The sequence below is a fragment of the Salinicola endophyticus genome (assembly GCF_040536835.1).
Taxonomy (GTDB): Bacteria; Pseudomonadota; Gammaproteobacteria; order Pseudomonadales; family Halomonadaceae; genus Salinicola; species Salinicola endophyticus_A.
This window is the reverse complement of record NZ_CP159578.1, coordinates 275,101-301,159: the sequence shown is the minus strand read 5'-3', so window position 1 is coordinate 301,159 and position 26,059 is coordinate 275,101. Positions and strand designations below refer to the sequence as shown.

At 66.8% G+C, this 26,059-nt stretch carries 20 protein-coding genes; 10 read left to right on the top strand and 10 right to left on the bottom strand.

Annotated elements, in window-relative coordinates:
* Positions 1-241 precede the first annotated feature (241 nt).
* Positions 242-901 carry a 23S rRNA (uridine(2552)-2'-O)-methyltransferase RlmE gene (gene rlmE / locus ABV408_RS01365; protein ID WP_353980761.1) on the bottom strand — a complete coding sequence of 220 codons (660 nt, stop codon included), beginning with the start codon at positions 899-901 and terminating at the stop codon, positions 242-244.
* Between the two features lie 277 nt (positions 902-1,178).
* Between rlmE and ABV408_RS01360 the strand changes: the two genes are divergently transcribed.
* On the top strand, positions 1,179-1,505 hold the full coding sequence (locus ABV408_RS01360) for a YhbY family RNA-binding protein (protein WP_207036204.1): 327 nt from the start codon (positions 1,179-1,181) through the stop codon (positions 1,503-1,505).
* A 119-nt stretch (positions 1,506-1,624) separates the two neighbouring features.
* On the opposite strand, the gene greA is transcribed toward ABV408_RS01360, so the two are convergent.
* The 4 genes from greA to dapB form a co-directional block, all read right to left on the bottom strand.
* Positions 1,625-2,101, bottom strand: coding sequence for a transcription elongation factor GreA (gene greA / locus ABV408_RS01355; protein WP_353980760.1), 477 nt, complete (start codon positions 2,099-2,101; stop codon positions 1,625-1,627).
* Complete coding sequence (gene carB, locus ABV408_RS01350; protein WP_353980759.1) at positions 2,094-5,327, bottom strand: carbamoyl-phosphate synthase large subunit; 3,234 nt, start codon at positions 5,325-5,327, stop codon at positions 2,094-2,096. Before carB ends, greA begins: the two co-directional genes overlap by 8 nt.
* A 103-nt stretch (positions 5,328-5,430) precedes the next feature.
* Positions 5,431-6,588, bottom strand: a complete 1,158-nt coding sequence (gene carA, locus ABV408_RS01345) for a glutamine-hydrolyzing carbamoyl-phosphate synthase small subunit (RefSeq protein ID WP_353980758.1) — start codon at positions 6,586-6,588, stop codon at positions 5,431-5,433.
* A 343-nt stretch (positions 6,589-6,931) separates the two neighbouring features.
* The gene (gene dapB / locus ABV408_RS01340) at positions 6,932-7,753 is read right to left on the bottom strand and encodes a 4-hydroxy-tetrahydrodipicolinate reductase (RefSeq protein WP_353980757.1); all 822 of its coding nucleotides are present in this window, start codon (positions 7,751-7,753) and stop codon (positions 6,932-6,934) included.
* Between the two features lie 244 nt (positions 7,754-7,997).
* Between dapB and ABV408_RS01335 the strand changes: the two genes are divergently transcribed.
* The 3 genes from ABV408_RS01335 to ABV408_RS01325 are packed head-to-tail and all read left to right on the top strand — an operon-like array spanning position 7,998 to position 10,931.
* Entirely contained in the window at positions 7,998-9,095 is a 1,098-nt protein-coding gene (locus ABV408_RS01335) for an ABC transporter substrate-binding protein (protein WP_405049935.1), read from the top strand.
* Complete coding sequence (locus ABV408_RS01330; protein WP_353980755.1) at positions 9,085-10,188, top strand: iron ABC transporter permease; 1,104 nt, start codon at positions 9,085-9,087, stop codon at positions 10,186-10,188. The genes ABV408_RS01335 and ABV408_RS01330 overlap by 11 nt, the downstream gene beginning before the upstream one ends.
* Positions 10,182-10,931, top strand: coding sequence for an ABC transporter ATP-binding protein (locus ABV408_RS01325; RefSeq protein WP_353980754.1), 750 nt, complete (start codon positions 10,182-10,184; stop codon positions 10,929-10,931). The genes ABV408_RS01330 and ABV408_RS01325 overlap by 7 nt, the downstream gene beginning before the upstream one ends.
* Before the next feature lie 46 nt (positions 10,932-10,977).
* Here ABV408_RS01325 and ABV408_RS01320 read toward each other — a convergent pair whose 3' ends face one another.
* Entirely contained in the window at positions 10,978-11,907 is a 930-nt protein-coding gene (locus ABV408_RS01320; protein WP_353980753.1) for a DMT family transporter, read from the bottom strand.
* 143 nt (positions 11,908-12,050) lie between these two features.
* On the opposite strand from ABV408_RS01320, the gene ABV408_RS01315 reads away from it, so the two are divergent.
* Positions 12,051-13,085, top strand: coding sequence for an esterase-like activity of phytase family protein (locus ABV408_RS01315; RefSeq protein ID WP_353980752.1), 1,035 nt, complete (start codon positions 12,051-12,053; stop codon positions 13,083-13,085).
* 246 nt (positions 13,086-13,331) lie between these two features.
* Positions 13,332-14,987 carry an OFA family MFS transporter gene (locus tag ABV408_RS01310; RefSeq protein WP_353980751.1) on the top strand — a complete coding sequence of 552 codons (1,656 nt, stop codon included), beginning with the start codon at positions 13,332-13,334 and terminating at the stop codon, positions 14,985-14,987.
* A 287-nt stretch (positions 14,988-15,274) separates the two neighbouring features.
* Here the strand turns inward: ABV408_RS01310 and ABV408_RS01305 are convergent, their stop codons facing one another.
* Complete coding sequence (locus ABV408_RS01305) at positions 15,275-16,363, bottom strand: substrate-binding domain-containing protein (RefSeq protein ID WP_353980750.1); 1,089 nt, start codon at positions 16,361-16,363, stop codon at positions 15,275-15,277.
* Positions 16,364-16,701: 338 nt separating this feature from the next.
* On the opposite strand from ABV408_RS01305, the gene ABV408_RS01300 reads away from it, so the two are divergent.
* The 4 genes from ABV408_RS01300 to ABV408_RS01285 are packed head-to-tail and all read left to right on the top strand — an operon-like array spanning position 16,702 to position 21,955.
* A complete protein-coding gene (locus tag ABV408_RS01300; protein ID WP_353980749.1) occupies positions 16,702-17,208 on the top strand; it encodes a formate dehydrogenase subunit gamma in 507 nt (168 codons plus the stop codon).
* The gene (locus ABV408_RS01295) at positions 17,208-18,764 is read left to right on the top strand and encodes an NADH-ubiquinone oxidoreductase-F iron-sulfur binding region domain-containing protein (RefSeq protein WP_353980748.1); all 1,557 of its coding nucleotides are present in this window, start codon (positions 17,208-17,210) and stop codon (positions 18,762-18,764) included. The genes ABV408_RS01300 and ABV408_RS01295 overlap by 1 nt, the downstream gene beginning before the upstream one ends.
* 2 nt (positions 18,765-18,766) lie before the next feature.
* Positions 18,767-21,655, top strand: a complete 2,889-nt coding sequence (gene fdhF, locus ABV408_RS01290; protein WP_353980747.1) for a formate dehydrogenase subunit alpha — start codon at positions 18,767-18,769, stop codon at positions 21,653-21,655.
* 36 nt (positions 21,656-21,691) lie between these two features.
* Positions 21,692-21,955: a formate dehydrogenase subunit delta gene (locus ABV408_RS01285; RefSeq protein WP_353980746.1), complete on the top strand. Its 264-nt coding sequence runs from the start codon at positions 21,692-21,694 to the stop codon at positions 21,953-21,955.
* Between the two features lie 116 nt (positions 21,956-22,071).
* Here ABV408_RS01285 and dnaJ read toward each other — a convergent pair whose 3' ends face one another.
* The 3 genes from dnaJ to grpE form a co-directional block, all read right to left on the bottom strand.
* Positions 22,072-23,220, bottom strand: coding sequence for a molecular chaperone DnaJ (gene dnaJ, locus ABV408_RS01280; protein ID WP_353980745.1), 1,149 nt, complete (start codon positions 23,218-23,220; stop codon positions 22,072-22,074).
* A gap of 98 nt (positions 23,221-23,318) precedes the next feature.
* Positions 23,319-25,259 carry a molecular chaperone DnaK gene (gene dnaK / locus ABV408_RS01275; protein WP_353980744.1) on the bottom strand — a complete coding sequence of 647 codons (1,941 nt, stop codon included), beginning with the start codon at positions 25,257-25,259 and terminating at the stop codon, positions 23,319-23,321.
* A 122-nt stretch (positions 25,260-25,381) separates the two neighbouring features.
* The gene (gene grpE, locus ABV408_RS01270; RefSeq protein WP_353980742.1) at positions 25,382-26,005 is read right to left on the bottom strand and encodes a nucleotide exchange factor GrpE; all 624 of its coding nucleotides are present in this window, start codon (positions 26,003-26,005) and stop codon (positions 25,382-25,384) included.
* Positions 26,006-26,059 lie beyond the last annotated feature (54 nt).

The window sequence follows — 26,059 nt, the reverse complement described above, 5'->3', positions numbered from 1 at the left end:
CTCGCCGCCTGCGTCTGCCATGCTCTCGACCCTACCTCAGATGGGGGCTCGCGGCCATGCTTGCAAGCCGTGTCCGCGCGAAAGTCGACCAGTTAGACACTACATATCGGCCTGCCGAGGTGTTGAATGCCGCCTCGAACCGGCCCTGAAATCTGCTGTACCCCGATACCGCCCTGTCTTTGCTCTCGATCGGCGCGCTGTCGAAGCCCAACCCTAGCTCGACGCCCAGCCCAGGTGCTGCCTAACCCTTGAACCCCTGGGCCAGCAGATAGACCTCACGCGAACGGGCGCGGGACGCCTCCGGCTTGCGCGTCACCACCTTGGTGAAGCTGGCGCGCAGCTCGCGCAGATAGTCATCGAAACCCTCACCCTGGAACACCTTGGCCAGGAAGTTGCCCCCCGGCGAGAGCGTCTGCCGGGCCAGGTCGAGCGCCAGCTCGACCAGATACATCGCCTGCGGCTGATCGATCGCCGCCATGCCGCTCATGTTGGGCGCCATGTCCGACAGCACCAGATCGACAGGGCGCTCACAGAGCTCGGCCAGAATCGCCTCGAGCACGCTCTCCTCGGTGAAATCGCCCTGAATGAAGCTGACCCCGGCCAGCGCATCCATCTCGAGGATGTCGGAGGCAATCACCACCCCTTCGGAGCCAACCCTCTCCGCCGCCACCTGGCTCCAGCCACCTGGCGCCGCGCCCAGATCGATCACGCCCATCCCCGGGCGCAGCAGCGCGTCGCGCTGATCGAGCTCGAGCAGCTTGTAGCTGGCTCGCGAACGGTAGCCATCCTTCCACGACTGCTGCACGTAGCGGTCGTCGAAGTGCTCTTTGAGCCAGCCGGCGCTGCTCTTGCTCTGCCGCGTCGCGGCGCCGGTCTTGCCTGGTGTCGAGGAGCGGGTCACGGATGGCCACCTGCGGATACGGAAAAATGATGGAACGAAACGGGAATCGGCCGCTGAAACGGGCCGCTGGGTGCTGCCGGACCACGCAACCAAGGGGGAGAAGTCGGGTGCAGCGGCCAGACACACGCCGGAATCGGCCGTGTCACAAGGGGCTTTGACGCCTGCCGCCTTTCCTGGCGCTGCCGAAACCCGTACCATGCGCGTTTCGACAGTGCGGTGGTGGGACCGATTGCAGCACCGCTAAATCTTATTAGTGAAGTCCAACGGTCAGGTTACCATGAGCTTGTCATCGGCACAAAAGAAAGCCTTCCGCAGCATCGGCCACCATCTCCAGCCGGTCGTCACCGTGAGCGAGAACGGTCTCGGCGAAGGCGCCCAGCAGGAGCTCGAGCGTGCGCTGCGCGACCACGAGCTGATCAAGGTCAAGCTGGCGATCCCCGAGCGCGAGGATCGCCAGGCGATGATCGAAGAGCTGATCGCGGTCTCAGGCGCGGAGCTGGTCCAGAGCCTGGGCAAGGTGGCGCTGCTCTACCGCCACAACCCCAAGGCCAACCCCAAACTCTCCAACATCGCCCGCGCCGAGAACCACCACGGCCGCCACTGAGTCCGAGGCCCGCGAGCCGCAGACATCAAAAGGCGCCTGAATGAAAAGAAGCCGCGACAGTGTCGCGGCTTCTTTTGCTTTCAATGCCGTTTGACCGACGCGCAGCTGTGCGCGTGCGATCAAATATGCTCGACGCCCGAGATCTCATACTCCACGTCGCCACCCGGCGTACGCACGTTGACCACATCGCCTTCGCTCTTGCCGATCAGGGCCCGGGCGATCGGCGAGGTGACCGAGATCTTGCCCGCCTTGATGTTGGCCTCGTCCTCGCCGACGATGCGGTAACGCACCTCTTCGTCGGTTTCCAGGTTCACGAGCTCCACGGTGACCCCGAAGATCACCTTGCCGGTACGCGGCATCTTGGCCACGTCGATCACCTGGGCGTTGGAGAGCTTGCCCTCGATCTCCTGGATGCGCCCTTCGATGAAGCCCTGCTGCTCGCGCGCGGCATGGTACTCGGCGTTCTCCTTGAGATCGCCATGCTCGCGCGCCTCGGCGATCGCCGCGATCACACGCGGACGCTCCTCGCCCTTGAGGTGATTGAGCTCTTCGCGCAGCGCCTGCTCGCCGTGGACGGTCATCGGGACCTTATTCATTGACTGCTCCTGCATGCTGTTCCTGAAGCCGCCGCACCGTGATCTCGTTGCCATACTCCAGCGCCATGCAAACGGCACGCGCCCCAGCCAACGTCGTGGCATAGGGAACCTTGCGTGCCAGCGCGGTACGCCGGATGACCGAGGAATCATTAATCGCCTGACGGCCTTCCGTGGTGTTCACGATATAGGCGATCTCGTCGTTCTTGAGCAGATCGACGATATGCGGGCGGCCCTCATAAACCTTGTTGACGACGGCGACCGTCAGCCCGGCCTGCTCCAGAGCTTGGGCCGTGCCACGGGTCGCCACGAGATCGAAGCCCAAGGCTAGCAGAGATTGAGCGACCTCGATAACACCCTGCTTGTCCGGCTCGCGCACCGACAAAAACGCCTTGCGCTCGCCGCTGAGCTTGGGAATCGCTTCCCCCGCGCCCAGCTGTGCCTTGTAGAAGGCCTCGGCGAAGGTGGTACCGCTGCCCATCACCTCACCGGTGGACTTCATCTCCGGCGACAGGATCGGATCGACGCCGGGGAACTTGTTGAACGGGAAGACCGCTTCCTTGACGCTGTAGTAGCCCGGGATGATCTCGCGGGTGAAGTTCTGCGCCGCCAGCGTCTTGCCGGCCATGCAGCGCGCCGCGATCTGGGCCAGCGAGGTGCCGATGCACTTGGAGACGAACGGCACCGTGCGCGAGGCGCGCGGGTTGACCTCGATGACGTAGATCTCGCCATCCTGCCACGCCAGCTGCACGTTCATCAGGCCGACCACGTTGAGTTCGACCGCCATCTGCTTGACCTGCTCGCGCATCGCGTCCTGGACGTCGGCGGGCAGCGAGTAGGGCGGCAGCGAACAGGCGGAGTCACCGGAATGCACGCCGGCCTGTTCGATGTGCTGCATGATGCCGCCGATCACCACCTGCTCGCCGTCGGAGACGGCGTCGATGTCGATCTCCACCGCGGCCTTGAGGAAGTGGTCGAGCAGCACCGGCGAGTCGTTGGAGACCTTGACCGCGTGGGTCATGTAGCGCTCCAGCTCCTCGGCCGAGTAGACGATCTCCATCGCCCGGCCGCCGAGCACGTAGCTGGGGCGCACCACCAGCGGGTAGCCGATCTTCTCGGCCTTGACGAAGGCGTCCTCGAAGCTGCGCGCGGTGGCGTTGGGCGGCTGCTTGAGCCCCAACTTGTCGATCATCTGCTGGAAGCGCTCGCGATCCTCGGCGCGGTCGATCGCATCGGGGGTGGTGCCGATGATCGGCACGCCGGCGGCCTCCAAGGCGCGGGCCAGCTTCAGCGGGGTCTGGCCGCCGAACTGCACGATCACCCCGACCGGCTTTTCCTTGTCGGCGATCTCGAGCACGTCCTCCAGGGTCACCGGCTCGAAGTAGAGCCGGTCCGAGGTGTCGTAGTCGGTGGAGACGGTCTCCGGGTTGCAGTTGACCATGATCGTCTCGTAGCCATCTTCGCGCATGGCGAGCGCGGCGTGGACGCAGCAGTAGTCGAACTCGATGCCCTGGCCGATCCGGTTGGGACCACCGCCGAGCACCATGATCTTCTGACGATTGGAGGGCTCGGCCTCGCACTCCTCTTCATAGGTGGAGTACATGTAGGCGGTGCTCGAAGCGAACTCGGCGGCACAGGTGTCGACACGCTTGTAGACCGGGCGGATATCGAGCTGGTGGCGGCGTGCGCGCACCTCGCTCTCGGCCACGCCCAGCAGCGCCGCGAGACGCGCGTCGGAGAAGCCCTTGCGCTTGAGTCGGAACAGCTCGTCGGCAGCGAAGTCGTGCAGCGTACGCTTGGCCACTTCGCTTTCCAGACGCACCAGCTCCTCGAGCTGGACCAGGAACCAGCGGTCGATATTGGTCAGCGCGAACACCTCTTCCACGCTCATGCCGCTGCGCATGGCGTCGGCGACGTAGAAGATGCGATCGGCGCCGGCGGCCTGCAGCTCACCCTGGATCAGCGCCATATTCTCGGGGCCGAAGTCGGTGACCTTGGGATCGAGCCCGTCGACACCGATCTCCAGGCCGCGCAGCGCTTTCTGCATCGACTCCTGGAAGGTCCGGCCGATCGCCATCACCTCACCCACCGACTTCATCTGGGTGGTCAGGCGGTCGTTGGCCTGGGGGAACTTCTCGAAGGTGAAACGCGGAATCTTGGTGACCACGTAGTCGATCGAGGGCTCGAAGGAAGCCGGCGTGGCACCGCCGGTGATGTCGTTCTGCAGCTCGTCGAGGGTGTAGCCCACCGCCAGCTTGGCGGCGATCTTGGCGATCGGGAAGCCGGTGGCCTTGGACGCCAGCGCCGAGGAGCGCGACACCCGCGGGTTCATCTCGATCACTACCATGCGCCCGGTGTTCGGATCGACGCCGAACTGGACGTTGGAGCCGCCGGTCTCGACGCCGATCTCGCGCAGCACCGCAAGCGATGCGTTGCGCATGATCTGGTACTCCTTGTCGGTCAGCGTCTGCGCCGGCGCCACGGTGATGGAGTCGCCGGTGTGCACGCCCATGGGGTCGAAGTTCTCGATCGCGCAGACGATGATGCAGTTGTCGTTCTTGTCACGAACGACCTCCATCTCGTACTCCTTCCACCCCAGCAAGGATTCGTCGATCAGCAGCTCGTGGTTGTTGGAGAGCTCGAATCCGCGACCGCAGATCTCCTCGAACTCCTCCTTGTTGTAGGCCACGCCGCCACCGGAGCCGCCCATGGTGTAGGAGGGGCGGATGATCACCGGGAAGCCCAGCTCGCCCTGGATCTCCCACGCCTCGTCCATGGTGTGGGCGACCTTGGCCTTGGGGCACTCCAGGCCGATGTTCTTCATCGCCTTGTCGAATAGGTCGCGATCTTCGGCCTTGTTGATGGCGTCGGCGTTGGCACCGATCATCTCGACGCCGTGCTTGGCCAGCACGCCGTGCTTGTCCAGATCCAGAGCGCAGTTGAGCGCGGTCTGCCCGCCCATGGTCGGCAGGATCGCCGAGGGGCGCTCGCGCTCGATGATCTTCTCCACCGCTTGCCAGGTGATCGGCTCGATGTAGGTGGCGTCGGCCATCACCGGGTCGGTCATGATGGTGGCCGGGTTGGAGTTGACCAGGATGACGCGATAGCCCTCCTCGCGCAGCGCCTTACAGGCCTGGGCCCCGGAGTAGTCGAATTCGCACGCCTGCCCGATGACGATGGGGCCGGCGCCGATGATCAGAATGCTGTCGAGATCCGTACGTTTTGGCATGCGCTAACACTCGTCGAATAAGGTGGTGCCGGCGGCGACCGCCGGCCCTGAAAGAGTCAAATCCCGCTGCTGGCTGTTCGCGTCAGCCACCGCTGCCGGCGCCTCAGGCGGCGCTTTGCTGATGCCGCTGCATCATCGACACGAAGCGATCGAACAGCGGCGCCACGTCCTGCGGCCCGGGGCTCGCTTCCGGGTGACCCTGGAAGCTGAAGGCCGGGCGGTCGCGGAGCTCGATGCCCTGCAGGGTGCCATCGAACAGCGAGCGATGGATCGCCCGCACGTTGTCCGGCAGGCTCGACTCGTCCACCGCGAAACCGTGGTTCTGGCTGGTGATCATGACGTGACCGCTGTCGAGATCCTGCACCGGATGGTTGGCACCGTGGTGGCCGTGGTTCATCTTGAGCGTGCGCGCACCGGCGGCCAGCGCCAGCAGCTGGTGGCCGAGACAGATACCGAACACCGGAATGCCGCTCTCCAGGATCTCGCGGATGGCCGCGATGGCGTAGTCGCACGGCTCCGGGTCACCGGGGCCATTGGCCAGGAACACGCCGTCCGGATTCATCGCCAGCACCTCGCTGGCCGGGGTCTGCGCCGGCACCACGGTCAGACGGCAGCCGCGCGAGGCGAGCATGCGCAGGATGTTGCGCTTGACGCCGTAGTCGTAGGCCACCACATGGTAAGCCCGCTCGCCCTGGGCGGTGTCGGCGTAGCCCTGACCCAGCGCCCATTCGCCTTCGTGCCATTCGTAGGTCTCGCGGCACGACACCACCTTGGCCAGATCCATGCCCTTGAGCCCGGGGAAGGCGCGCGCCGCTTCCAGCGCGCGCGCCACCGCGTCGTCGCCGCTGGCCTCCGCGCCCGCCAGAATGGCGCCGTTGAGCGAGCCCTTGCTGCGCAGCAGCCGGGTCAGACGACGGGTGTCGATATCGGCGATACCGAGCACGCCGTTGGCGGCGAGATAGTCGGACAGGGTCTGCTCACTGCGGAAGCTGCTGGCCAGCAGCGGCAGATCGCGGATCACCAGCCCGGCCGCGGCGATCGCGCCGGACTCGACGTCCTCGCGATTGATGCCGGTATTGCCGATGTGCGGGTAGGTCAGCGTGACGATCTGGCGGGTATAGGAGGGGTCGGTGAGGATTTCCTGATAGCCGGTCATGGCGGTGTTGAACACCACCTCGCCGCTGGTCTGCCCATCGGCACCCAGCGCAGTGCCATGAAATACACTGCCATCTTCGAGCGCCAGTATCGCAGGTCTATTCAAGGCCTCATCCTCCTCAGCGGGTCACCAACGAATGGCAAGGGAACGACACCCCCTGCCCTAGGGTCTGCCGGCCGTCGCCAAGCGCGAGATCATGAGGTGCACAGTCGGGGCGTCGGGCTAAGCCAGGTCGTAAAAAAGCGGGACGAAATCCGGAAGACCGGTTCCATCCCGCTGTGTTGTCCTGATCGACACGATCCTGGTCGACGTGCTCATCGACTGCATTGCCTGCGGCTACTCTCTCGCGGTGGCGTTCGCCCGGCCAAATTGGCGCGATGATACCGGAAAGTGGCCGCCGGCTCTACCCCGAAGTCAATCCCACCTTGGCGGTAGCCGGCGGCGTGACTCAGGCTTTCAGACCGAGCACATCCTGCATGTCGTAACGCCCGGCCTCGCGCGTGGCGAGCCAGCGTGCCGCGCGTACCGCGCCCTTGGCGAAGGTCATGCGGCTGGAAGCCTTGTGAGTGATTTCGATGCGCTCGCCCTCGGTGGCGAACATCACCGTGTGCTCACCGACGATATCGCCCGCCCGGACGGTGGCGAAGCCGATCTCTTTCTCGCTACGCGGACCGCACTGCCCGACCCGCTCGAAGACGCCGTACTCCTTGAGCGGACGCGCCAGAGCATCGGCCATCACCTCGCCCATCTTCAGCGCGGTGCCAGAGGGCGCATCGACCTTGTGGCGGTGGTGGGCCTCGATCACCTCGATGTCGTAGCCCTCGTCGCCCAGCGCCCGTGCGGCGGTGGCGAGCAGATTGAGGGTGAGATTGACCCCGACGCTCATGTTGGGCGCGAAGACCATCGCCACGCGCTTGCGATAGCCGTCGAGCTCGGCCAGCTGGGCCTCGTCGAGGCCGGTAGTGCCGATCACGATCGCCTTGCCGTGATCGGCGCAGAAGGCGAGGTTGGCCAGAGTGGTGGCGGGCGAGGTGAAATCGATCAGCACATCGAAGTCGTCGGCGATGGCGGCCAGGTCGTCCGTGGCGGCCACACCCAGGCGCCCGAGGCCGGCGAGTTCGCCCAGGTCGGCACCGACCAGCGAGCTGCCGGTGGAGACGCTGCCGCCGGCCAGGCTGACGCCGTCATCCTGCTGTACGGCACTGACCAGGGTGCGGCCCATACGGCCGGCGGCGCCGACGATGGCGATACGGGGGGCGTGAGAAGGCATGCGATCTCCAGCGGTAGGGTAAGCGTCGCGGCAGTATAACAACTGCCGCCAGCGCCCGCGCGGCGCCGGCTGGCGCATCCGATGAGGCGCTGGACGACCCGGCGTCGCTGCGACATACTGGCGGCCTACCGCAAATAAGAATCATGCGTAACAAATCCATCTGCCCCACTGCCCGGATCTCATCGTGACTCAGCCACGCTCTCTCTTCGCCGGATATGCCGCGAGGCTCGCCCGTCTCGCCCTCATCAGCCTCGCCCTCGGCGGTGCCGCCAGCGCCTGGGCCGATCCGATCACGGTGACCGATATCGCCGGCCGCCAGGTGAGCGTCGAAGCGCCGGTGAAGCGCGTCATCCTCGGTGAGGGGCGCCAGATCTACCTGCTCGCCGCGCTCGAGCCCGACAACCCGTTCGCCCATGTGGTGGGCTGGCGCCACGACCTCGCCGAGGCCGACCCGGACAACTACGCCGCCTACGCCGCCAAGTTTCCCGAGATGAAGCAGATCCCCACCTTCGGCGGCTTCAAGGATGGCACCTTCGATGTCGAACAGGCCGCCAGCCTGCATCCGGACGTGGTGCTGATGAACCTGGAGGCCAAGGCCGCCACCGAGGATGCCGGTTACGACACCAAGCTGGCCGCGCTGGGCATCCCGATCGTCTACGTCGACTTCCGCGAGAAGCCGCTCGAGCACACCATTCCCTCGATGCGCCTGATGGGCCGACTGCTCGGCGACAGCCAGCGCGCCGAGGCCTTCATCGACTTCTCCCAGGCGCAGATGGCCCGGGTCACCGACAAGATCGCCGCCGCCGACCCGGCGCGACCCAAGGTGTTCATCGATCGCGCCGGCGGCTACTCCGACGACTGCTGCATGAGCTTCGGTCCCGGCAACTTCGGCGAATACGTCGAGCTGGCCGGCGGGCACAACATCGCCGACGGCATCATCCCCGCCACCTTCGGCACCCTCAACCCGGAGCAGATCATCGCCGCCAACCCCGATCAGGTGGTGGTCACCGGCGGCAACTGGGGCGCCTACGTGCCCGGCGGCAACTGGGTCGGCGTGGGGCCGGGCGCGGACATGCAGAAGGCGCGGGCCAAGCTCGAGAACCTGACCCATCGCACCGCCATGAGCGGCATCGCGGCAGTGAAGGACGGCCAGGTCCACGCCATCTGGCATCAGTTCTACAACAGCCCCTACTACTTCGTCGCCGTGCAGCGCCTGGCCAAGTGGTTCCATCCGGAACTCTTCGCCGATCTCGATCCCGAAGCCACCCTGCGCGAGCTGCACCAGCGCTTCCTGCCGGTGGACTACGCCCCCGGTTACTGGGTATCCCTGCATGACGACTGAGAGTTCCCGCGTGGCCGCCGCGCCGTCGCGTGCGGCGGCCTTCACCCCGGCCGCGGCCGAAGACGCCAACCTCTATCGCCGGCTGGTGCTGCGGCGCCAGCTGATCCTGGCCGCGCTGACCCTGGCGCTGTTCGCCAGCCTGTGCGTCGACCTCGCCCTAGGGCCGGCGCGTTTCGGTCTCGACCAGGTGATCGCGGCGCTGTTCACCCCGGGCTCGGTCGAGGATTCGCTGCGCGTGATCCTGTGGCAGATCCGCATGCCGGTGGCGCTGATGGCGCTGGTGGTGGGCGCCAGCCTGTCGATCGCCGGCGCGCAGATGCAGACCATCCTCAGCAATCCGCTGGCCAGCCCCTTCACCCTCGGCATCTCCGCCGGCGCCAGCTTCGGCGCCGCGCTGGCGCTGGCCTTCGGGGTGACCCTGGTGCCAGCGCTGGTCGACTACGCGATCCCGCTCAACGCCTTCATCATGGCGATGCTGACCGCGCTGGCGATCCACTTCCTGAGCATGCGCCGCGGGGTGACGATCGAGACCATCGTGCTGCTGGGCATCGCCATGGTGTTCATCTTCAACTCGCTGATGGCGCTGATCCAGTTCTTCGCCAGCCAGCAGGCGGTCTCCGCGGTGGTGTTCTGGACCATGGGCAGCCTGACCAAGGCGACCTGGCCCAAGCTCGGCATCGCCTTCGCCGTGCTCGCAGTGGTGGTACCGCTGCTGGCCCGCCACGGCTGGGCGCTGACCGCCATGCGCCTGGGCGACGCCAAGGCCGAGAGCCTGGGCGTCAAGCCGCGGGCGCTGCGCCTGGAGGTGCTGATCATGGTCTCGCTGCTGGCGGCGATCGCGGTCTCCTTCGTCGGCACCATCGGCTTCGTCGGGCTGGTCGGGCCGCACATCGCGCGCCTGCTGCTGGGTGAGGATCAGCGCTTCTTCCTGCCCGGCTCGGCGCTGTGCGGAGCACTGATGCTCTCGGTGGGCTCGGTGCTGTCGAAGGTGATCATCCCCGGCACCATCATTCCGATCGGCATCATCACCTCGCTGGTGGGGATTCCGTTTTTCCTGTTCTTGATCCTCAACCACAAGAAGAACGCATGGTAACGCTGACGCTCGACCGCCTCTCGGCGCGCTACGGCCGCCGCCAGATCCTCGCCGACATCTCCACGCCGACGCTGCACGGCGGCCAGGTGGTGGCCCTGCTCGGCCCCAACGCGGCGGGCAAGTCGACCCTGTTCCGGCGCATCCTGGGACTGCTCGAGGGGGATGGCGAGGTGCGCATCACCGGCACCCGCAGCGAGCGTCCGATCGCCTACATGCCCCAGGACAACGGCGCCACCGCGGTGCTGACGGTCTACGAAGCGGTCCTGCTGGCGCGCATGCAGGGGCGTCGTCTCAAGGTGGCGGATGCCGATCTCGCCGAGGTCGACAAGGCGCTGGCGGCGCTCGGCATCGATACCCTGGCCGGGCGCGACATCGGCAACCTGAGCGGCGGCCAGCGGCAGCTGGTGGGCGCGGCCCAGGCGCTGGTGCAGTCTCCCGATATCCTGCTGCTGGACGAGCCCACCTCGGCGCTCGACCTCCACCGCCAGATCAGCCTGCTCAGCATCCTGCGCCGGCTGGCCCAGGAGCGGAACATGCTGATCATCGCCGCGCTCCACGATCTCGGCCACGCCATGCGCTTCGCCGATCAGGCGCTGGTGATCGAAAGTGGGCGGCTGGTCGACTGCGGCCCCTGCGAACAGGTGGTGACACCACCGATGCTGCGCCGCACCTTCCAGGTCGAGGCGCGCATCGAGCCCTGCTCCCAGGGAAGACCGCAGTTGATCGTCGAAGCCGCCATCTAGCTACTGCCCGGAAACTGCCTACCCGCGGCGACTTCTCGTACACGACCTAGTCGCCCGCGCCCTGCTCACTGGTGCCCAGGCGGCGCCGCGGCCACCCCAGCCGCCGCCCCTCCAGCGCCGCCAGCATGGCACCTCCCAGCACCAGCGGCAGCGCCAGCACGAAACCGCTCGAGAGCGGCTGCCCGAACAGCCACAGATCCGCCAGTATCGGCCAGATCAGCGCCACGTACTCGAACGGCGCCAGCTTTGATACCTCGGTCATACGCAGCGCCAGCGTCATGCAGATATGCGCCGCGCCGCCGAACAGCCCCGCGAGCACCAACAGCGCCAGCGTCGGCCAGGCGACCGAGACCCAACCCAGGGTGGCGGTGGCGAGCCCCGCCAGCGTGGTCACCAGCACGAAGTAGAACGCGATCGAGGCGGGCGTCTCGGTGCGCGAGATACGCCGCACCGTGAGCAGCGCCCCGGCGGTGAGCAGCGCGGCGGCGATACCCAGGGCGTAACCGGTGATCCGCGCCGGCGCCGGGCCGCCGCGCAGTTCGGGCAGGATCAGCACCCCCACCCCGACGAGCACCAGCGTCAGTGCCACCAGTCGATGGCGCGTGAGGCGTTCGCCCAGCAGCAAGATGCCGCCCAGCGCCAGTGCCACCGGCGCCAACTGGGCCAGCAGGGTCGCCTCGGCCACCGGCAGCCGTGCCACCGCGGCGAAGGAGGCGAACATCGCCGCCGCCCCCAGGCCCGAGCGCAGCAGATGGCCCAGCGGGCGCCGGGTAGCCAGGGCGCGCGGGAACTCGCGCCGCCACAGCATGAAGACGACGATCGGCAGCAGCGCGAAGGCAGAGCGGAAGAACACGGTCTGCCCCAGCGGCACCTCGTCGCTGACCGCCTTGACGCAGACCAGCATGCCGGCGAACAGCAGCCCCGAGAGCAGACGCAGCAGAATGCCGGCCAGCGGCCGGTCGGTGGTGTCATGCATGGTAAAGGCGTCTCCTCGGGGACGGGATGATTCGGCTTCAGCGAGCGCGACATTATACCCGGGTGCGCCGCGTCGCGCCGAAGGTCAACGGTGTGGATTGCCATGGACTAGAGTAGGAAAGTCCCCTGATCACCGGAGCCGTCATGTCCGCGCGTTCCCGCTCTCGCTCCCCGCTGGCATCCGCCGCCCTGCTGGCCCTGACCACGCTGGGGCTGGCCGGCTGCAGCGCCACGCCGCAGCACACTGCCCTGGCCCCCGATGCGCTGCTCGCCAGCACGCCGAACATCCGTTGGTGCGGCACCCTGGCACTGCCCGGTAAGTGGCAGGATGGTACCCCGGTCGGCGGGCTCTCCGACCTCGGCTGGGATGCCGACGAATCGCTGCTGTTCCTGATCTCGGACCGCGGCTGGCTGCACCGTGCCCGGCTCAGCTTCAGCGGCAGCGGCGAACTGCGCGGCTACGAACCGCTCGACACCTACCCGCTGCGCGACGTCAACGGCGCGATTCTCAAGAGCCGCCGCAGCGACGCCGAGGCGCTGGCACTCGAACACGCCAACGATGGCATTCGCGGCAACACCCAACTGGTCATCGGCTTCGAAGGCGCCCCGGCGGCGGATGGCAAAGGCGACGCCCGCTGGCAGCGCTTCTACCCGTCGGGGCTGGCCAGCGAACCGCCCCACCGCCCCGCGGCACTGTCCGACGTCGCGGCCAACGGTGGCCTGGAGGCGCTGACCGATACCCCCGATCACGGGCTGATCGGAGGTATCGAGCAACCGCCCGCGGGTTGGCCGCCCAAGCTCACCCGGCTGTTCACCCTCGACGGCCAGCACAGCTGGCGCTATCCGCTCAGCGACGACCCCCATGCCGCGCTGACCGCCCTGGAAACCCTCGACGGCGATCTGCTCGCCCTCGAACGCGCCTTCACCCCGCCGGCCTCACTGGTGATACGGCTGCGCCGCGCCCATCTCGCCAGCGACGGCAGCGTAGCGGTCACCGATCTGGCCCGGCTGGCCAACGGTGACGGCTGGTCGGTGGACAACTTCGAGGGTCTGACCCGCCTCGGCGGCCGGCGCTATCTGATGGTGAGCGACGACAACTTCAGCCTGATGCAGCGCACCCTGCTGACCTGCTTTGCCGTGGTCGAACCCGCCGTGGTCGAACCGGACGCTGCACCCTGAGCACATCGGCCGCGCCCACTCCTATGCATATCCATGCATAATGATTTTCGCTAGTTGCCAGCCACCCCGGTGAGATTCGATCCTGCGCACGACGTCTTCCGTGACTGTCTGCGACCTGATAGGCACAGCTTTTCATAGGCAACGACTTCCTCAAGACGGCCCGCCTGCGGCCGATGTAGTGCACGCGGCTGCCATCCGGCCACCGCGTCAGCGCCGACAATACGAAAAATGCAAAGAGGAACGAGCATGAGTGGGATCAACCAAGCCGCCCAGGGCGCCAGCGGCAGCGCCGGTGCGGGGTTCTTCTCCCGCGAGCGCACCATCGCGGGCCCCAATTTCAATCGCTGGCTGGTGCCGACCGCGGCACTGGCCATTCACCTGTGTATCGGCATGGCCTATGGCTTCTCGGTGTTCTGGCTGCCGATGAGCCAGCAGATCGCCGACGCCCCGGCCAGCTGCAGCAATCTCGGCCTACTGCAGGCACTGACCACCACCAGCTGTAACTGGAGCGTGGCCCAGGTCACCTATGTTTTCGGTATCTTCATCGCCATGCTCGGCGTCTCCGCGGCGATCTGGGGCGCCTGGCTCGAGCACGCCGGCCCGCGCAAGGCCGGCTGTATCGCCGCGCTGTGCTGGGGCGGCGGCCTGATCGTCGGCGGCATCGGGGTCATGCAGCATCAGCTGTGGCTGGTCTATCTCGGCTGTGGCGTGCTCGGCGGTATCGGCCAGGGGCTGGGCTACATCACCCCGGTCTCGACCCTGATCAAGTGGTTCCCGGACCGCCGCGGCATGGCCACCGGCTTCGCCATCATGGGCTATGGCGGCGGCGCCATGGTCGGCGCACCGCTGGCGGTGGTGCTGATGAAGCACTACGCCGCCGACGGCGGCACCGGCGTGGCCATGACCCTGATCACCATGGGGGTGATCTACGCCATCGTCATGGCCTGCGGCGCCATCGGCTTCCGCGTCCCGCCCAACGGCTGGAAGCCGGCCGGCTGGGTACCGCCGAAGAAAGCCAGTGCCAACGCCATGATCGCCCACGGCCACGTGCACCTGAACACCGCCTGGAAGACCAAGCAGTTCTGGCTGATCTGGGGCGTACTGTTCCTCAACGTGACCGCCGGTATCGCGGTGATCTCGATGGCGAGCCCGATGCTGCAGGATGTCTTCGGCGGCGCCCTGGTAGGTCTGGATGACCGCGAGGCGGTGCTCAGCGCCGCGCAGAAAGCCGCCGTGGTGGCCGCAGCGGCCGGTCTGGTGGGGCTGATCAGTCTGTTCAACAGCGTCGGACGCCTGTTCTGGGCCTCGCTGTCGGACAAGATCGGGCGCAAGAACACCTACTACTGCTTCTTCGTCATCGGCATCGTGATGTACTGCCTGCTGCCGATGTGGGGCCACCTGGGCATGGCCGGGCTGTTCGTGATCTCGATCTGCGTCATTCTGAGCATGTACGGCGGCGGCTTCGCCACGGTGCCGGCCTACCTCGCCGATATCTTCGGCACCCAGATGGTCGGCGCCATCCACGGCCGCCTGCTCACCGCCTGGACCGCTGCTGGCCTGGTCGGCCCGCTGATCATCGCCGCGCTGCGCCAGGCCCAGCTGGATGCCGGCGTCGAACCCAGCCTGGTCTATGACCGCACGCTCTACATCATGGCCGGCCTGCTGTTCCTGGGCCTGATCTGCAACGCCCTGGTCAAGCCGGTCAAGCCGGAGCAGCAGATGAGCGACGAGGAGCTGGCCCGCGAGCGCGCGCTGCAGAAGGAAGACACCGTCGCGGCCAACGCCGAGACCGCTGCCCGCGGCAGCTTCGGTATCGGCGGCGTACTCGCCTGGCTGGGTGTCGGCGTGCCCTTCCTGATCGGGCTCTACATCGCCCTGGCCAAGGCTGCCGCACTGTTCTGAGGCAGCGCTTCGCCCACCCGTGCCGGCGCACCGAAGACGTGCCCGGCGCGGGTATCCTATGAGCCCATTTCCCAACCCTCTGACGATGGGCGCCGGGGGCGGGGCAAAGCGAGGGTCCTTTGCCAGGGACGGCAAAGGTAGCGCCCAGGGAGGGGTTCACAGCGCCCTCGTAACGGTCCGACGCTTCGGGCCCCGCCACCGGATAAGCCCACGTCGTCTAGCGGTTGTGCAAGACGCTCTACGCCAGAGGCGCCCCCCAGGGGCGCCTCTGGCGTTTCAGGTACCGCTCAAGGATCACACGCCAGCGCCCCGCCCTCCTCACCTCGATCTTCCGCCAGCAGCGCCTCGAAGGTCTGCACCTCGCCACAGCGATCCGGCGCATAGCCGGTGAGCGCCTCCAGCCGGGCGCGAAAGGGTGCCGAACTCATGAACGCCAACAGTTCCTGGACGTTGTGACGCCGCAGACGCTCTTCGGGACACACCAGCAGGTAGTGCTCTCTGGCCAGCCCCAGGAAATCGAGCCCGAACTGCGCCGCCGCGGCCTCCAGCCCGAAACCGACATCGGCCATGCCGGAGGCGACGTAGGCTGCCACCGCGGTGTGCGTGAACTCCTCCTGCTCGGCGCCCTGGATCTGCGCTTCGGCAATCCCTGCCTCGGCCAGCAGCAGCCGGAACAGCAACCGCGTGCCCGAGTGGATATCGCGGTTGATGAAGCGCTCCCCGGGGCGGGTCAGGTCGGCCAGCCCGGTGATGCGCGCGCGCTCGCCGCGGCGCAGGATCAGCCCCTGGCGCCGGGTGACGAAGCGGATCACCCGCAGCCGCTGCCGCGACAGTGCCGATTGGTAAGCCTGCATCATCTGCGCCGCCAGGCGCGGCGAGGTGGGCAGGTGAAAGCTGGCCAGATCGCAGTCACCGCGCTCCAGCGCGCTCAGCGCCTCTTCCGGCTGGCAGTAGCGCAGGTCGAGCTCGCCGGCGAAGCCCGGCAGCAGCGCCACGGCATAGCCATGGGTGGCGTGCAGGCGCAGCACCGGGTGGGCGCCTGCGACCAGCTGCTGCAGCTGATGGTTGAGCTCCGAGGCCATGCTGTCGATCTGCGGCCCCAGACGCGCCTTGACCCGCTGCTCGGACCACGACAGCGTCTCGCCCAGTGGCGACAGCCAGGTGCCGTGCCCCTTGCGCATGTCCACCAGCGCCATGCCGAAAAAGTTTTCAGCGCGATTGAGCAGATTCCAGGCGTGGCGGTAGGAGATCCCCGCGGCCTGGGCCGCATGGGTCAGCTTGCCGCTCTCGCGCAGATTCGCCAGCAGCGCGAACAGTACCGGATCGAGCAGCTCGCCCTCATCGCTGCGAAACAGCCACGCGGGGGTGATATTCAACTTTTTTCTAAGCATTGTCGTTCATATTTTGCGCGCTCGATGGGAGTGCTAGTTTGGGCTTCAGCGGCATCCACTTAAATCAGTTAAGAACAATATTTCATATAAGGGAAGCGCTGCATCAGTCGCCGAACGCGATGAAAGGCAAGGCGCACGGCACGCAGAGAACGAGACATAACAGGTTGTTAGGCGAGTTCTCGAGTACCGCGCAACGCAGCCCTTCGCGCGTGCAGGCATTGAGGCAGTGATTTCCAAGACGATGGACTGACGCGGGCTCCTGACAAACCCGATCGCGGCAGGCCATGTACACGACCAGCCACCGACTCGATGAGAAACAGGCCATGTCACACCCCACTCCGCAGCCCGCCGACACGGCGCTGGCGGCGCAGCTCCAGGCCGTGATCGACCAGCACGCCGCGCGCCCCGGGGCCATGCTGCCATTGTTGCACGCCATCCAGGCGCAGCACGGCTATATCCCCGACGCCGCCGTGCCGATGATCGCCGAGGCGCTGCGCCATACCCGCGCCGAAGTGCACGGCATCATCAGCTTCTACCACCACTTCCGCACCCATCCCCCGGGGCGCCACGTGATCCAGGTGTGCCGCGCCGAGGCGTGCCAGGCGGTGGGCGCGCGGGCGCTGGAAGCCCACGTCAAGTCCGCGCTGGGGGTCGACTATCATGAGACTACGGCGGATCGCGAGTTCACCCTGGAGCCGGTCTACTGCCTCGGCAACTGCGCCTGCGGGCCGTCGCTGCGGGTCGACGACGAGATCCACGGACGCATGGACGCCGCCGGCTTCGATCGGCTGGCGGCGCAGCTGAGCGCCACCGTGGTGGAGGTAAAGTGATGACGACCACGATCTATGTGCCCTGTGACACCACCGCCCGCTCGCTCGGCGCCGACGCCGTGGCGGCGCGCCTGACACGGGCGGCCGAGCGTCTGGGCGTGGCGATCCAGCTCAAGCGCAACGGCTCCCGCGGGCTGTTCTGGCTGGAGCCGCTGGTGGAGGTAGAGACCGCAACGGGCCGGGTGGCCTATGGTCCGGTCGCCCCCACCGACGTCGACGCTCTGGTCGACGCCGGCCTGTTCGAGGGCCGGCAGGAGCACGCGCTGGCCCTCGGCGACATCGAAGCCCACCCCTATCTGGCGCGCCAGCAGCGGCTGACCTTCTCGCGCATCGGTCTGACCGACCCGCTCGCGCTCGAGGATTACACCGCACGGCAGGGCTTCGCCGGCCTGAAACAGGCGCTGGCGCTGACGCCCCAGGCTATCGTCGACGAGGTCAAGGCCTCGGGGCTGCGCGGACGTGGCGGTGCGGCCTTCCCCACCGGCATCAAGTGGCAGACCGTGCACGACACCCCGGCGGCGCAGAAGTACATCGTGTGCAACGCCGACGAGGGTGACTCCGGCACCTTCGCCGACCGCCTGGTGATGGAGTGCGATCCCTTCATGCTGATCGAGGGCATGACCATCGCCGGGCTCGCCGTGGGTGCCACCCAGGGCTATATCTATCTGCGCTCGGAGTATCCGCTGGCCCAGGCGATGCTCGACGAGGCGATCGCCCGCGCCGAGGCCGCCGGCTATCTGGGTGAGAACATCCTCGACAGCGGCCACGCCTTCCACCTCGAAGTCCGCCTGGGCGCCGGGGCCTATATCTGCGGCGAGGAGACCTCGCTGCTGGAGAGCCTGGAGGGCAAGCGCGGGCTGGTACGCGCCAAGCCGCCGCTACCGGCGATCGAGGGTCTGTTCGGCCAGCCCACCGTGGTCAATAACGTGCTCTCGCTGGCCGCGGTGCCGTTCATCCTCGACCAGGGCGGCCAGGCCTACGCCGACTACGGCATGGGCAAGTCCCGCGGCACCCTGGCGCTGCAGCTGGCCGGCAACGTCGCTCGCGGCGGGCTGGTCGAGCTGGCGTTCGGCACCACCCTGCGCGAGCTGATGGAGAGCTTCGGCGGCGGCACGCGCAGCGGCCGCCCGCTCAAGGCGGTGCAGGTGGGCGGCCCGCTGGGCGCCTATCTGCCGGAGAGCCAGTGGGATACCCCGCTCGACTATGAGGCCTTCGCCGCCTTCGGTGGTGTGGTCGGCCACGGCGGCGTGGTGATGTTCGACGACAGCGTCGACATGGGCGCCCAGGCGCGCTTCGCCATGGAGTTCTGCGCGGTGGAGTCCTGCGGCAAGTGCACGCCGTGCCGGATTGGCGCCGTGCGCGGCGTCGAGGTGATCGACCGTATCCGTGCCGGCGACGCTGCCGACGAAAATCTGGTCCTGCTCGCCGACCTGTGCGAGACCATGGTGGACGGTTCGCTGTGTGCCATGGGGGGTATGACCCCCTTCCCGGTGCAGAGCGTGATGAAGCACTTTCCCGATGACCTGACCCGGCCCCAGGCCGAAGGCGGGAGGTAAGCATGTTGCAATATTTCGAACCCGACGCATCCCACGCCGCCCAGTTCGCCCGCGACCTGGGCACCCCGGCGCGTTTCTCCGAGACGCAGGTGGCGCTGACCATCGACGGCCACAGCATCAGCGTGCCCGAAGGCACCTCGGTGCTGCGCGCCGCGGCGCTCGCCGGCATCACCATTCCCAAGCTGTGCGCCTCGGACAACCTCGAAGCGTTCGGCTCGTGCCGCCTGTGCGCGGTGGAGATCGAGGGCCGCCGCGGCCTGCCGGCCTCCTGCACCACGCCGGTCAGCGAGGGCATGGCAGTCACCACCCAGAATGCTCGGCTGGCCAAGCTGCGTCGCAACGTGATGGAGCTCTACATCTCCGATCACCCGCTGGACTGCCTGACCTGCCCCGCCAACGGTGACTGCGAACTACAGGACATGGCCGGCGCGGTGGGCCTGCGCGAGGTGCGCTACGGTTTCGAGGGGGCCAATCATCTCGACGCCGAGACCGACGCCTCCAACCCCTACTTCAGCTTCGACCCCAGCAAGTGCATCGTCTGCTCGCGCTGCGTGCGCGCCTGCAACGAGGTCCAGGGCACCTTCGCCCTGACCATCGAGGGGCGCGGCTTCGACTCCAAGGTCGCCGCCGGGCAGAACGAGCCGTTCATGGACTCCGAATGCGTCTCCTGCGGCGCCTGCGTGCAGGCCTGCCCCACCTCGACGCTGATGGAGAAGAGCGTGATCGAGCAGGGCGTGCCCGAGCACAGCGTGGTCACCACCTGCGCCTACTGCGGCGTCGGCTGCTCCTTCGAGGCGCAGATGAAGGGCGATCAGCTGGTGCGCATGGTGCCCTACAAGGGCGGTGACGCGAACCACGGCCACTCCTGCGTCAAGGGTCGCTTCGCCTTCGGCTACGCCACCCACAAGGATCGCATCAAGGAGCCGATGATCCGCGACTCGATCGATCAGCCGTGGCGTGCGGTCTCATGGGAAGAGGCGATCGGTTTCGCCGCTCGGCGTCTGCGCGAGATCCAGACCCAGTACGGACGCGAAAGCGTCGGCGGCATCACCTCCTCCCGCTGCACCAACGAGGAGACCTATCTGGTGCAGAAGCTGATCCGCGCCGCCTTCGGCAACAACAACACCGATACCTGTGCGCGGGTATGCCACTCGCCCACCGGCTACGGGCTGAAGACCACTCTGGGCGAATCCGCCGGTACCCAGACCTTCGATTCGGTGATGAAGGCCGACACCATCCTGGTGATCGGCGCCAACCCCACCGACGCCCACCCGGTGTTCGCCTCGCAGATGAAGCGCCGCCTGCGCCAGGGCGCGACGCTGATCGTCGCCGACCCGCGGCGGATCGACCTGCTCAAGACACCCCACGGCGGCAAGAGCCTGCACCTGCCGCTCAAGCCCGGCACCAACGTGGCGCTGGTCAATGCCCTGGCCCACGTGGTGGTCACCGAGGGGCTGGAGGATCACGACTTCATCGCACGGCGCTGTGAAGACGGCGCCTACCAGCAGTGGCGCGACTTCATCAGCGAGCCGCGCAATGCCCCCGAGGCGCTGGAAGCCGAGACCGGCGTCGCGGCGGCCACGGTCCGCGAGGCCGCCCGCGCCTATGCCACCGCCGGCAACGGGGCGATCTACTACGGCCTCGGCGTGACCGAGCACAGCCAGGGCTCGACCATGGTGATGGGCATCGCCAACCTCGCCATGGCCACCGGCAACATCGGCCGCGAAGGGGTCGGCGTCAACCCGCTGCGCGGTCAGAACAACGTCCAGGGCTCCTGCGACATGGGCTCCTTCCCGCATGAGCTGCCCGGCTACCAGCACGTCGCCGACCCGGCGGTGCGCGAGAAGTTCGAGGCGGTCTGGCACACCCCGCTGGACGACGAGCCGGGGCTGCGCATCCCCAACATGTTCGACGCTGCGATCGCCGGCACCTTCAAGGCGCTCTACGTGCAGGGCGAGGATATCGCCCAGTCGGACCCCAACACCCAGCACGTGGAGTCGGCGCTGCGCTCGCTGGACTGCCTGATCGTGCAGGACATCTTCCTCAACGAGACCGCCAAGTACGCCCACGTGCTGCTGCCGGGAGCCACCTTCCTCGAGAAGAACGGCACCTTCACCAACGCCGAGCGGCGCATCAACCGGGTGCGCCGGGTGATGCCGCCGGTGGCCGGCAAGGAAGACTGGGAGGTCACCCAGGACCTGGCCAACGCCCTGGGCTACCCGATGCACTACACCCATCCGTCCGAGATCATGGACGAGATCGCCAGCCTCACGCCGACCTTCACCGGGGTCAGCTACGCCAAGCTGGAGAAACTCGGCAGCATCCAGTGGCCGTGCAACGATGCCTTCCCCGACGGCACGCCGACCATGCACGCGCTGGACTTCCCCATCGGCAAGGGACACTTCGCGATCACCGAGTACGTCGCCACCGAGGAGCGCACCAGCCGCCGCTACCCGCTGCTGCTGACCACCGGGCGTATCCTCAGCCAGTACAACGTGGGTGCCCAGACGCGGCGCACCGCCAACAGCGCCTGGCATGCCGAGGACGTGCTCGAGATCCACCCCAGCGACGCCGAGCTGCGCGGTATCGCCGATGGCGACTGGCTGGGCATCAGCAGCCGCGTGGGCCAGACCGTGCTGCGCTGCCGTATCAGCGAGCGCATGGCACCGGGGGTGGTCTACACCACCTTCCACCACCCCGGTAGCGGGGCCAACGTGATCACCACCGACAACTCCGACTGGGCCACCAACTGCCCCGAGTACAAGGTGACTGCGGTCCAGGTGGAGAAGGTGTCGCAGCCCTCGTCGTGGCAGCAGCACTTCCAGCACTTCGACGCGCGCCAGCAGCACTATCTGGCCGCCGCCGACGACGCCCCGGCCGCGCTCAAGTGAGCGCGGCAGGATTCGACCAACCGGGGAGAGACGGACATGAGCGATAACACGGCGTCGCTGATCAAGATGATCAATCAGATCAGCCTCAACAACCGCCATCACGGCGACGATGCCCAGGCGGCCGAACAGGTCGCCACCCATCTCAAGAAGTTCTGGGCGCGCCCCATGAAGCGCGACATCATCGCCTACGCCGACGAGGACGGCAGCCAGCTCGATCCGGTGTCGAAGCTGGCCGTCGACCGGCTCAAGGCGCTCTCGAGTACGGTCAAGGACTGGGAGGAGACCTCGGACGCGGGCTAGCCGCCGCGATCTGCGGGTCGGCACGACAGCGCCACCAAGACATCGCCACCAAGACAAAGCCCCCGTCGGACGAATCCGGCGGGGGCTTTCTCATGGACCTGCGAGCGGCGCCGAGGTCAAGGCTTCATGTCTTCGAAGAAGCGTTTGACGCCGTCGAACCAGCCCTCTTTCTTGGGCGAGTGGCGGCTGGCACTGCCCAGGCTCTCCTGGAACTTGCGCAGCAGCTCTTTCTGCTCCTCGGAGAGATTGACCGGAGTCTCCACCACGACCTTGCACAGCAGGTCGCCGGCGGGGCCGCCGCGCACCGGTTTCACGCCCTTGCCGCGCAGCCGGAACAGCTTGCCGGTCTGGGTCTCGGCGGGGATCTTGAGCTTGACCCGGCCCTCCAGGGTCGGCACCTCGAGCTCGCCGCCCAGGGCAGCGTCGACGAAGTTGATCGGCACTTCGCAGTGCAGATGACGCCCGTCACGCTCGAAGATCGGGTGGGACTTGATATCGGCCTGGACGTAGAGGTCGCCCGCCGGCCCGCCGTTGAGCCCGGACTCGCCCTCGCCGTTGAGACGAATACGGTCGCCGGTATCCACCCCGGCGGGGATCTTCACCGACAGCGTGCGCGTCTCGCGTACACGGCCCTCGCCGTGGCACTTGCGGCACGGCACCTTGATCACCTGGCCGCTGCCGTGGCAGGTCGGGCAGGTCTGCTGCACGGCGAAGAAGCCCTGCTGCATGCGCACCTGACCCTGGCCGTGACAGGTCGGGCAGGTCTCCTTGCTGGAACCGGGCTCGGCGCCATTGCCGTCGCAGTGCTCGCACTCGACGTGGCGCGGTACGCGGATATCGACCGTGGTGCCGAAGACGGCATCCTCGAGATCGAGCTCCAGGTTGTAGCGCAGATCGCTGCCGCGCTGGGGCGCGTTGGGATTGCGCCGACCACCGCCGCCACCGAAGATATCGCCGAAGACATCGCCGAAGATATCGCTGAAACCACCGGCCCCGGCACCGCCGAAACCGCCGCCACCGAAACCGCCGCCGGCCTGGCCGTCGACCCCGGCATGACCGAACTGGTCGTAGGCCGCGCGCTTCTGGTCGTCGGACAGCACCTCGTAGGCATCGGAGACCTCGCGGAATTTCTCCGCCGCCTGCTGATCGTCCGGATTGCGATCCGGATGGTACTTCTGTGCCAGCCGGCGATAGGCCTTCTTGATCTCCTTGCCGTCGGCGCCCTTGTCGACGCCCAGCACTTCGTAGTAGTCACGCTTGGACATGACGTTGTTCGCCTCCGTATCGATGCCGTGCAAACGACAACGCGGGAGTCGTGTCTGGCTCCCGCGCTGCTGCCGTCACACGACGTCAGACGTCGTGATTATTGCTTTTTCCGATCGTCGTTGACTTCCTCGAACTCGGCGTCAACCACGTCATCCTCTTTCTTGCCGCTGGCCTGGGCGTCGTCGGCCTGGGCACCCGCTTCCTGATCGGCGCCTTCGCCCTGCTCGGCGTACATCTTCTGCGCCAGGTTGCCGGAGGCTTCGGTGAGCGCGTCGAGCTTGGCCTGGATGGCGTCCTTGTCGTCACCCTTGAGCGCTTCCTCGAGCTCGCCGATGGCGCTCTCGATCTTGCTCTTCTCGTCGGCGTCGACCTTGTCGCCGGCCTCTTCCAGCGTCTTGCGCGAGGCGTGGATCATGCCGTCGGCCTGGTTGCGCAGGGCGACCAGCTCTTCGAACTTCTTGTCCTCGGCCTCGTGCGCCTCGGCATCCTTGACCATCTGATCGATCTCTTCGTCGGAGAGACCGCTGGAGGACTTGATCACGATCGACTGCTCTTTGCCGGTCGCCTTGTCCTTGGCCGTGATGTTGAGGATACCGTTGGCATCGAGATCGAAGGCGACTTCGATCTGCGGCACGCCGCGCGGTGCCGGCGGAATGTCGGCGAGGTCGAAGCGGCCCAGCGACTTGTTCTGCGCCGCCTGCTTACGCTCACCCTGCAGCGCGTGAATGGTCACGGCCGTCTGGTTGTCTTCGGCGGTCGAGAAGGTCTGGGTCTTCTTGGTCGGGATCGTGGTGTTCTTCTCGATCAGCGGCGTCATCACGCCACCCAGGGTCTCGATGCCCAGCGTCAGCGGGGTCACGTCGAGCAGCAGCACGTCCTTGACGTCACCGCCGAGCACGCCGCCCTGAATCGCGGCACCCATGGCCACGGCTTCGTCCGGGTTGACGTCCTTGCGGGCGTCCTTGCCGAAGAACTCGGCGACCTTCTGCTGCACCATCGGCATGCGGGTCTGGCCGCCCACCAGGATGACGTCGTGGATCTCGCTGTTGGAGAGACCGGCGTCTTCCATGGCGGTCTTGCACGGACCCAGCGAGCGGCTGACCAGATCTTCGACCAGCGACTCGAGCTTGGCCCGGGTGACCTTGATCGCCAGGTGCTTGGGACCGGTGTTGTCGGCGGTGATGTAGGGCAGATTGACTTCGGTCTGCTGGGCCGAGGAGAGCTCGATCTTGGCCTTCTCGGCGGCTTCCTTCAGACGCTGCATGGCCAGGCTGTCACCGGACAGGTCGATGCCCGAATCGCTCTTGAACTGCTGCACCAGGTAGTCGATCAGCTTGAGGTCGAAGTCCTCGCCACCCAGGAAGGTGTCACCGTTGGTGGCCAGCACCTCGAACTGCTTCTCGCCGTCGACGTCGGCGACTTCGATGATCGAGATATCGAAGGTACCGCCGCCTAGGTCGTAGACCGCGATGGTACGGTCGCCGGTGGAACGATCCATGCCGTAGGCCAGCGCGGCTGCGGTCGGCTCGTTGATGATGCGCTTGACCTCGAGACCGGCGATACGGCCGGCGTCCTTGGTCGCCTGACGCTGGGAGTCGTTGAAGTAGGCCGGCACGGTGATGACCGCTTCGGTCACTTCTTCACCGAGATAGTCCTCGGCGGTCTTCTTCATCTTCTTGAGCACTTCCGCGCTGACCTGCGGCGGTGCCAGCTTCTTGTCGTTCACCTGCACCCAGGCGTCGCCGTTGTCGGCCTCGACGATGCGGTAAGGCACCATCTTGATGTCCTTCTGGACGACGTCGTCCTTGAACTTGCGGCCGATCAGGCGCTTGACGGCGTAGAGCGTGTTGGTCGGGTTGGTGACCGCCTGACGCTTGGCCGCCTGGCCGACCAGGGTCTCTCCGTCGTCGGTGTAGCCGATGATCGACGGCGTGGTGCGAGCGCCTTCGGCGTTCTCGATCACGCGAGTCTTGTCACCGTCGAGCACGGCGACGCAGGAGTTGGTCGTACCCAGGTCGATACCGATGATGCGTCCCATAATTCCTCACCTCTAACAATTCGTTGACGATTCGATACGTTGTCTTGGCGGCGCGTGTGGCGCGATTGACTGCTATCTGGGGGCTTTCGGGCGCCTTTCAAGCCCCGTCGGCCCAGATTGCGTCAGGCCGACTTGCTGACGATGACCATCGCCGGCCGCACCAGACGCCCGTTCAGGGTGTAACCCTTCTGCATCACATCCATGACCGTGTTGGGGTCGAGCTCCGGATTGGGCACCATGCTCATCGCTTCGTGGAACTGCGGATCGAACGGTTCACCCTGCGGGTCGATCTGCTCGACGCCGAACTTGGCGAGCACGTCGAGCTGCATCTTCAGAGTCATCGACACCCCCTCACGGTGGGTCTCGTCGACCTCCTGCATGCTCTCCAGCCCCTTTTCCAGACTGTCGACCACCGGCAGCAGCTCCTTGACGAACTTCTCCAGGGCGAACTTCCGAGCCTTCTCGGCATCCTGCTCGGCGCGCCGGCGGGCATTCTGGGCCTCGGCGGCGGCACGCATCGACTGATCCTTGGCCTCGGTGAGCGCCTGCTCCAGCTCTTCGACCCGCGCGGCCAGCACTTCTGCCTCGGGGTTGGCGTCGCCGCCGGTCTCGCCAGGCTCATGCTCGAGTTCGTCGGCAACCGCGTCGAGATCACCCTCGAGCGGCGCCTGGGTCGGCTGCGGTTCGCCGTCGCGCTCGGCGCGCTCGATCTCTTCGTCGACGGGCTTCTGCGGATCTCTGGCCATGAGTCTCTCCCGATATGGATGTAATGAAAGCACCAGTATAAAGACGGCGTCGGC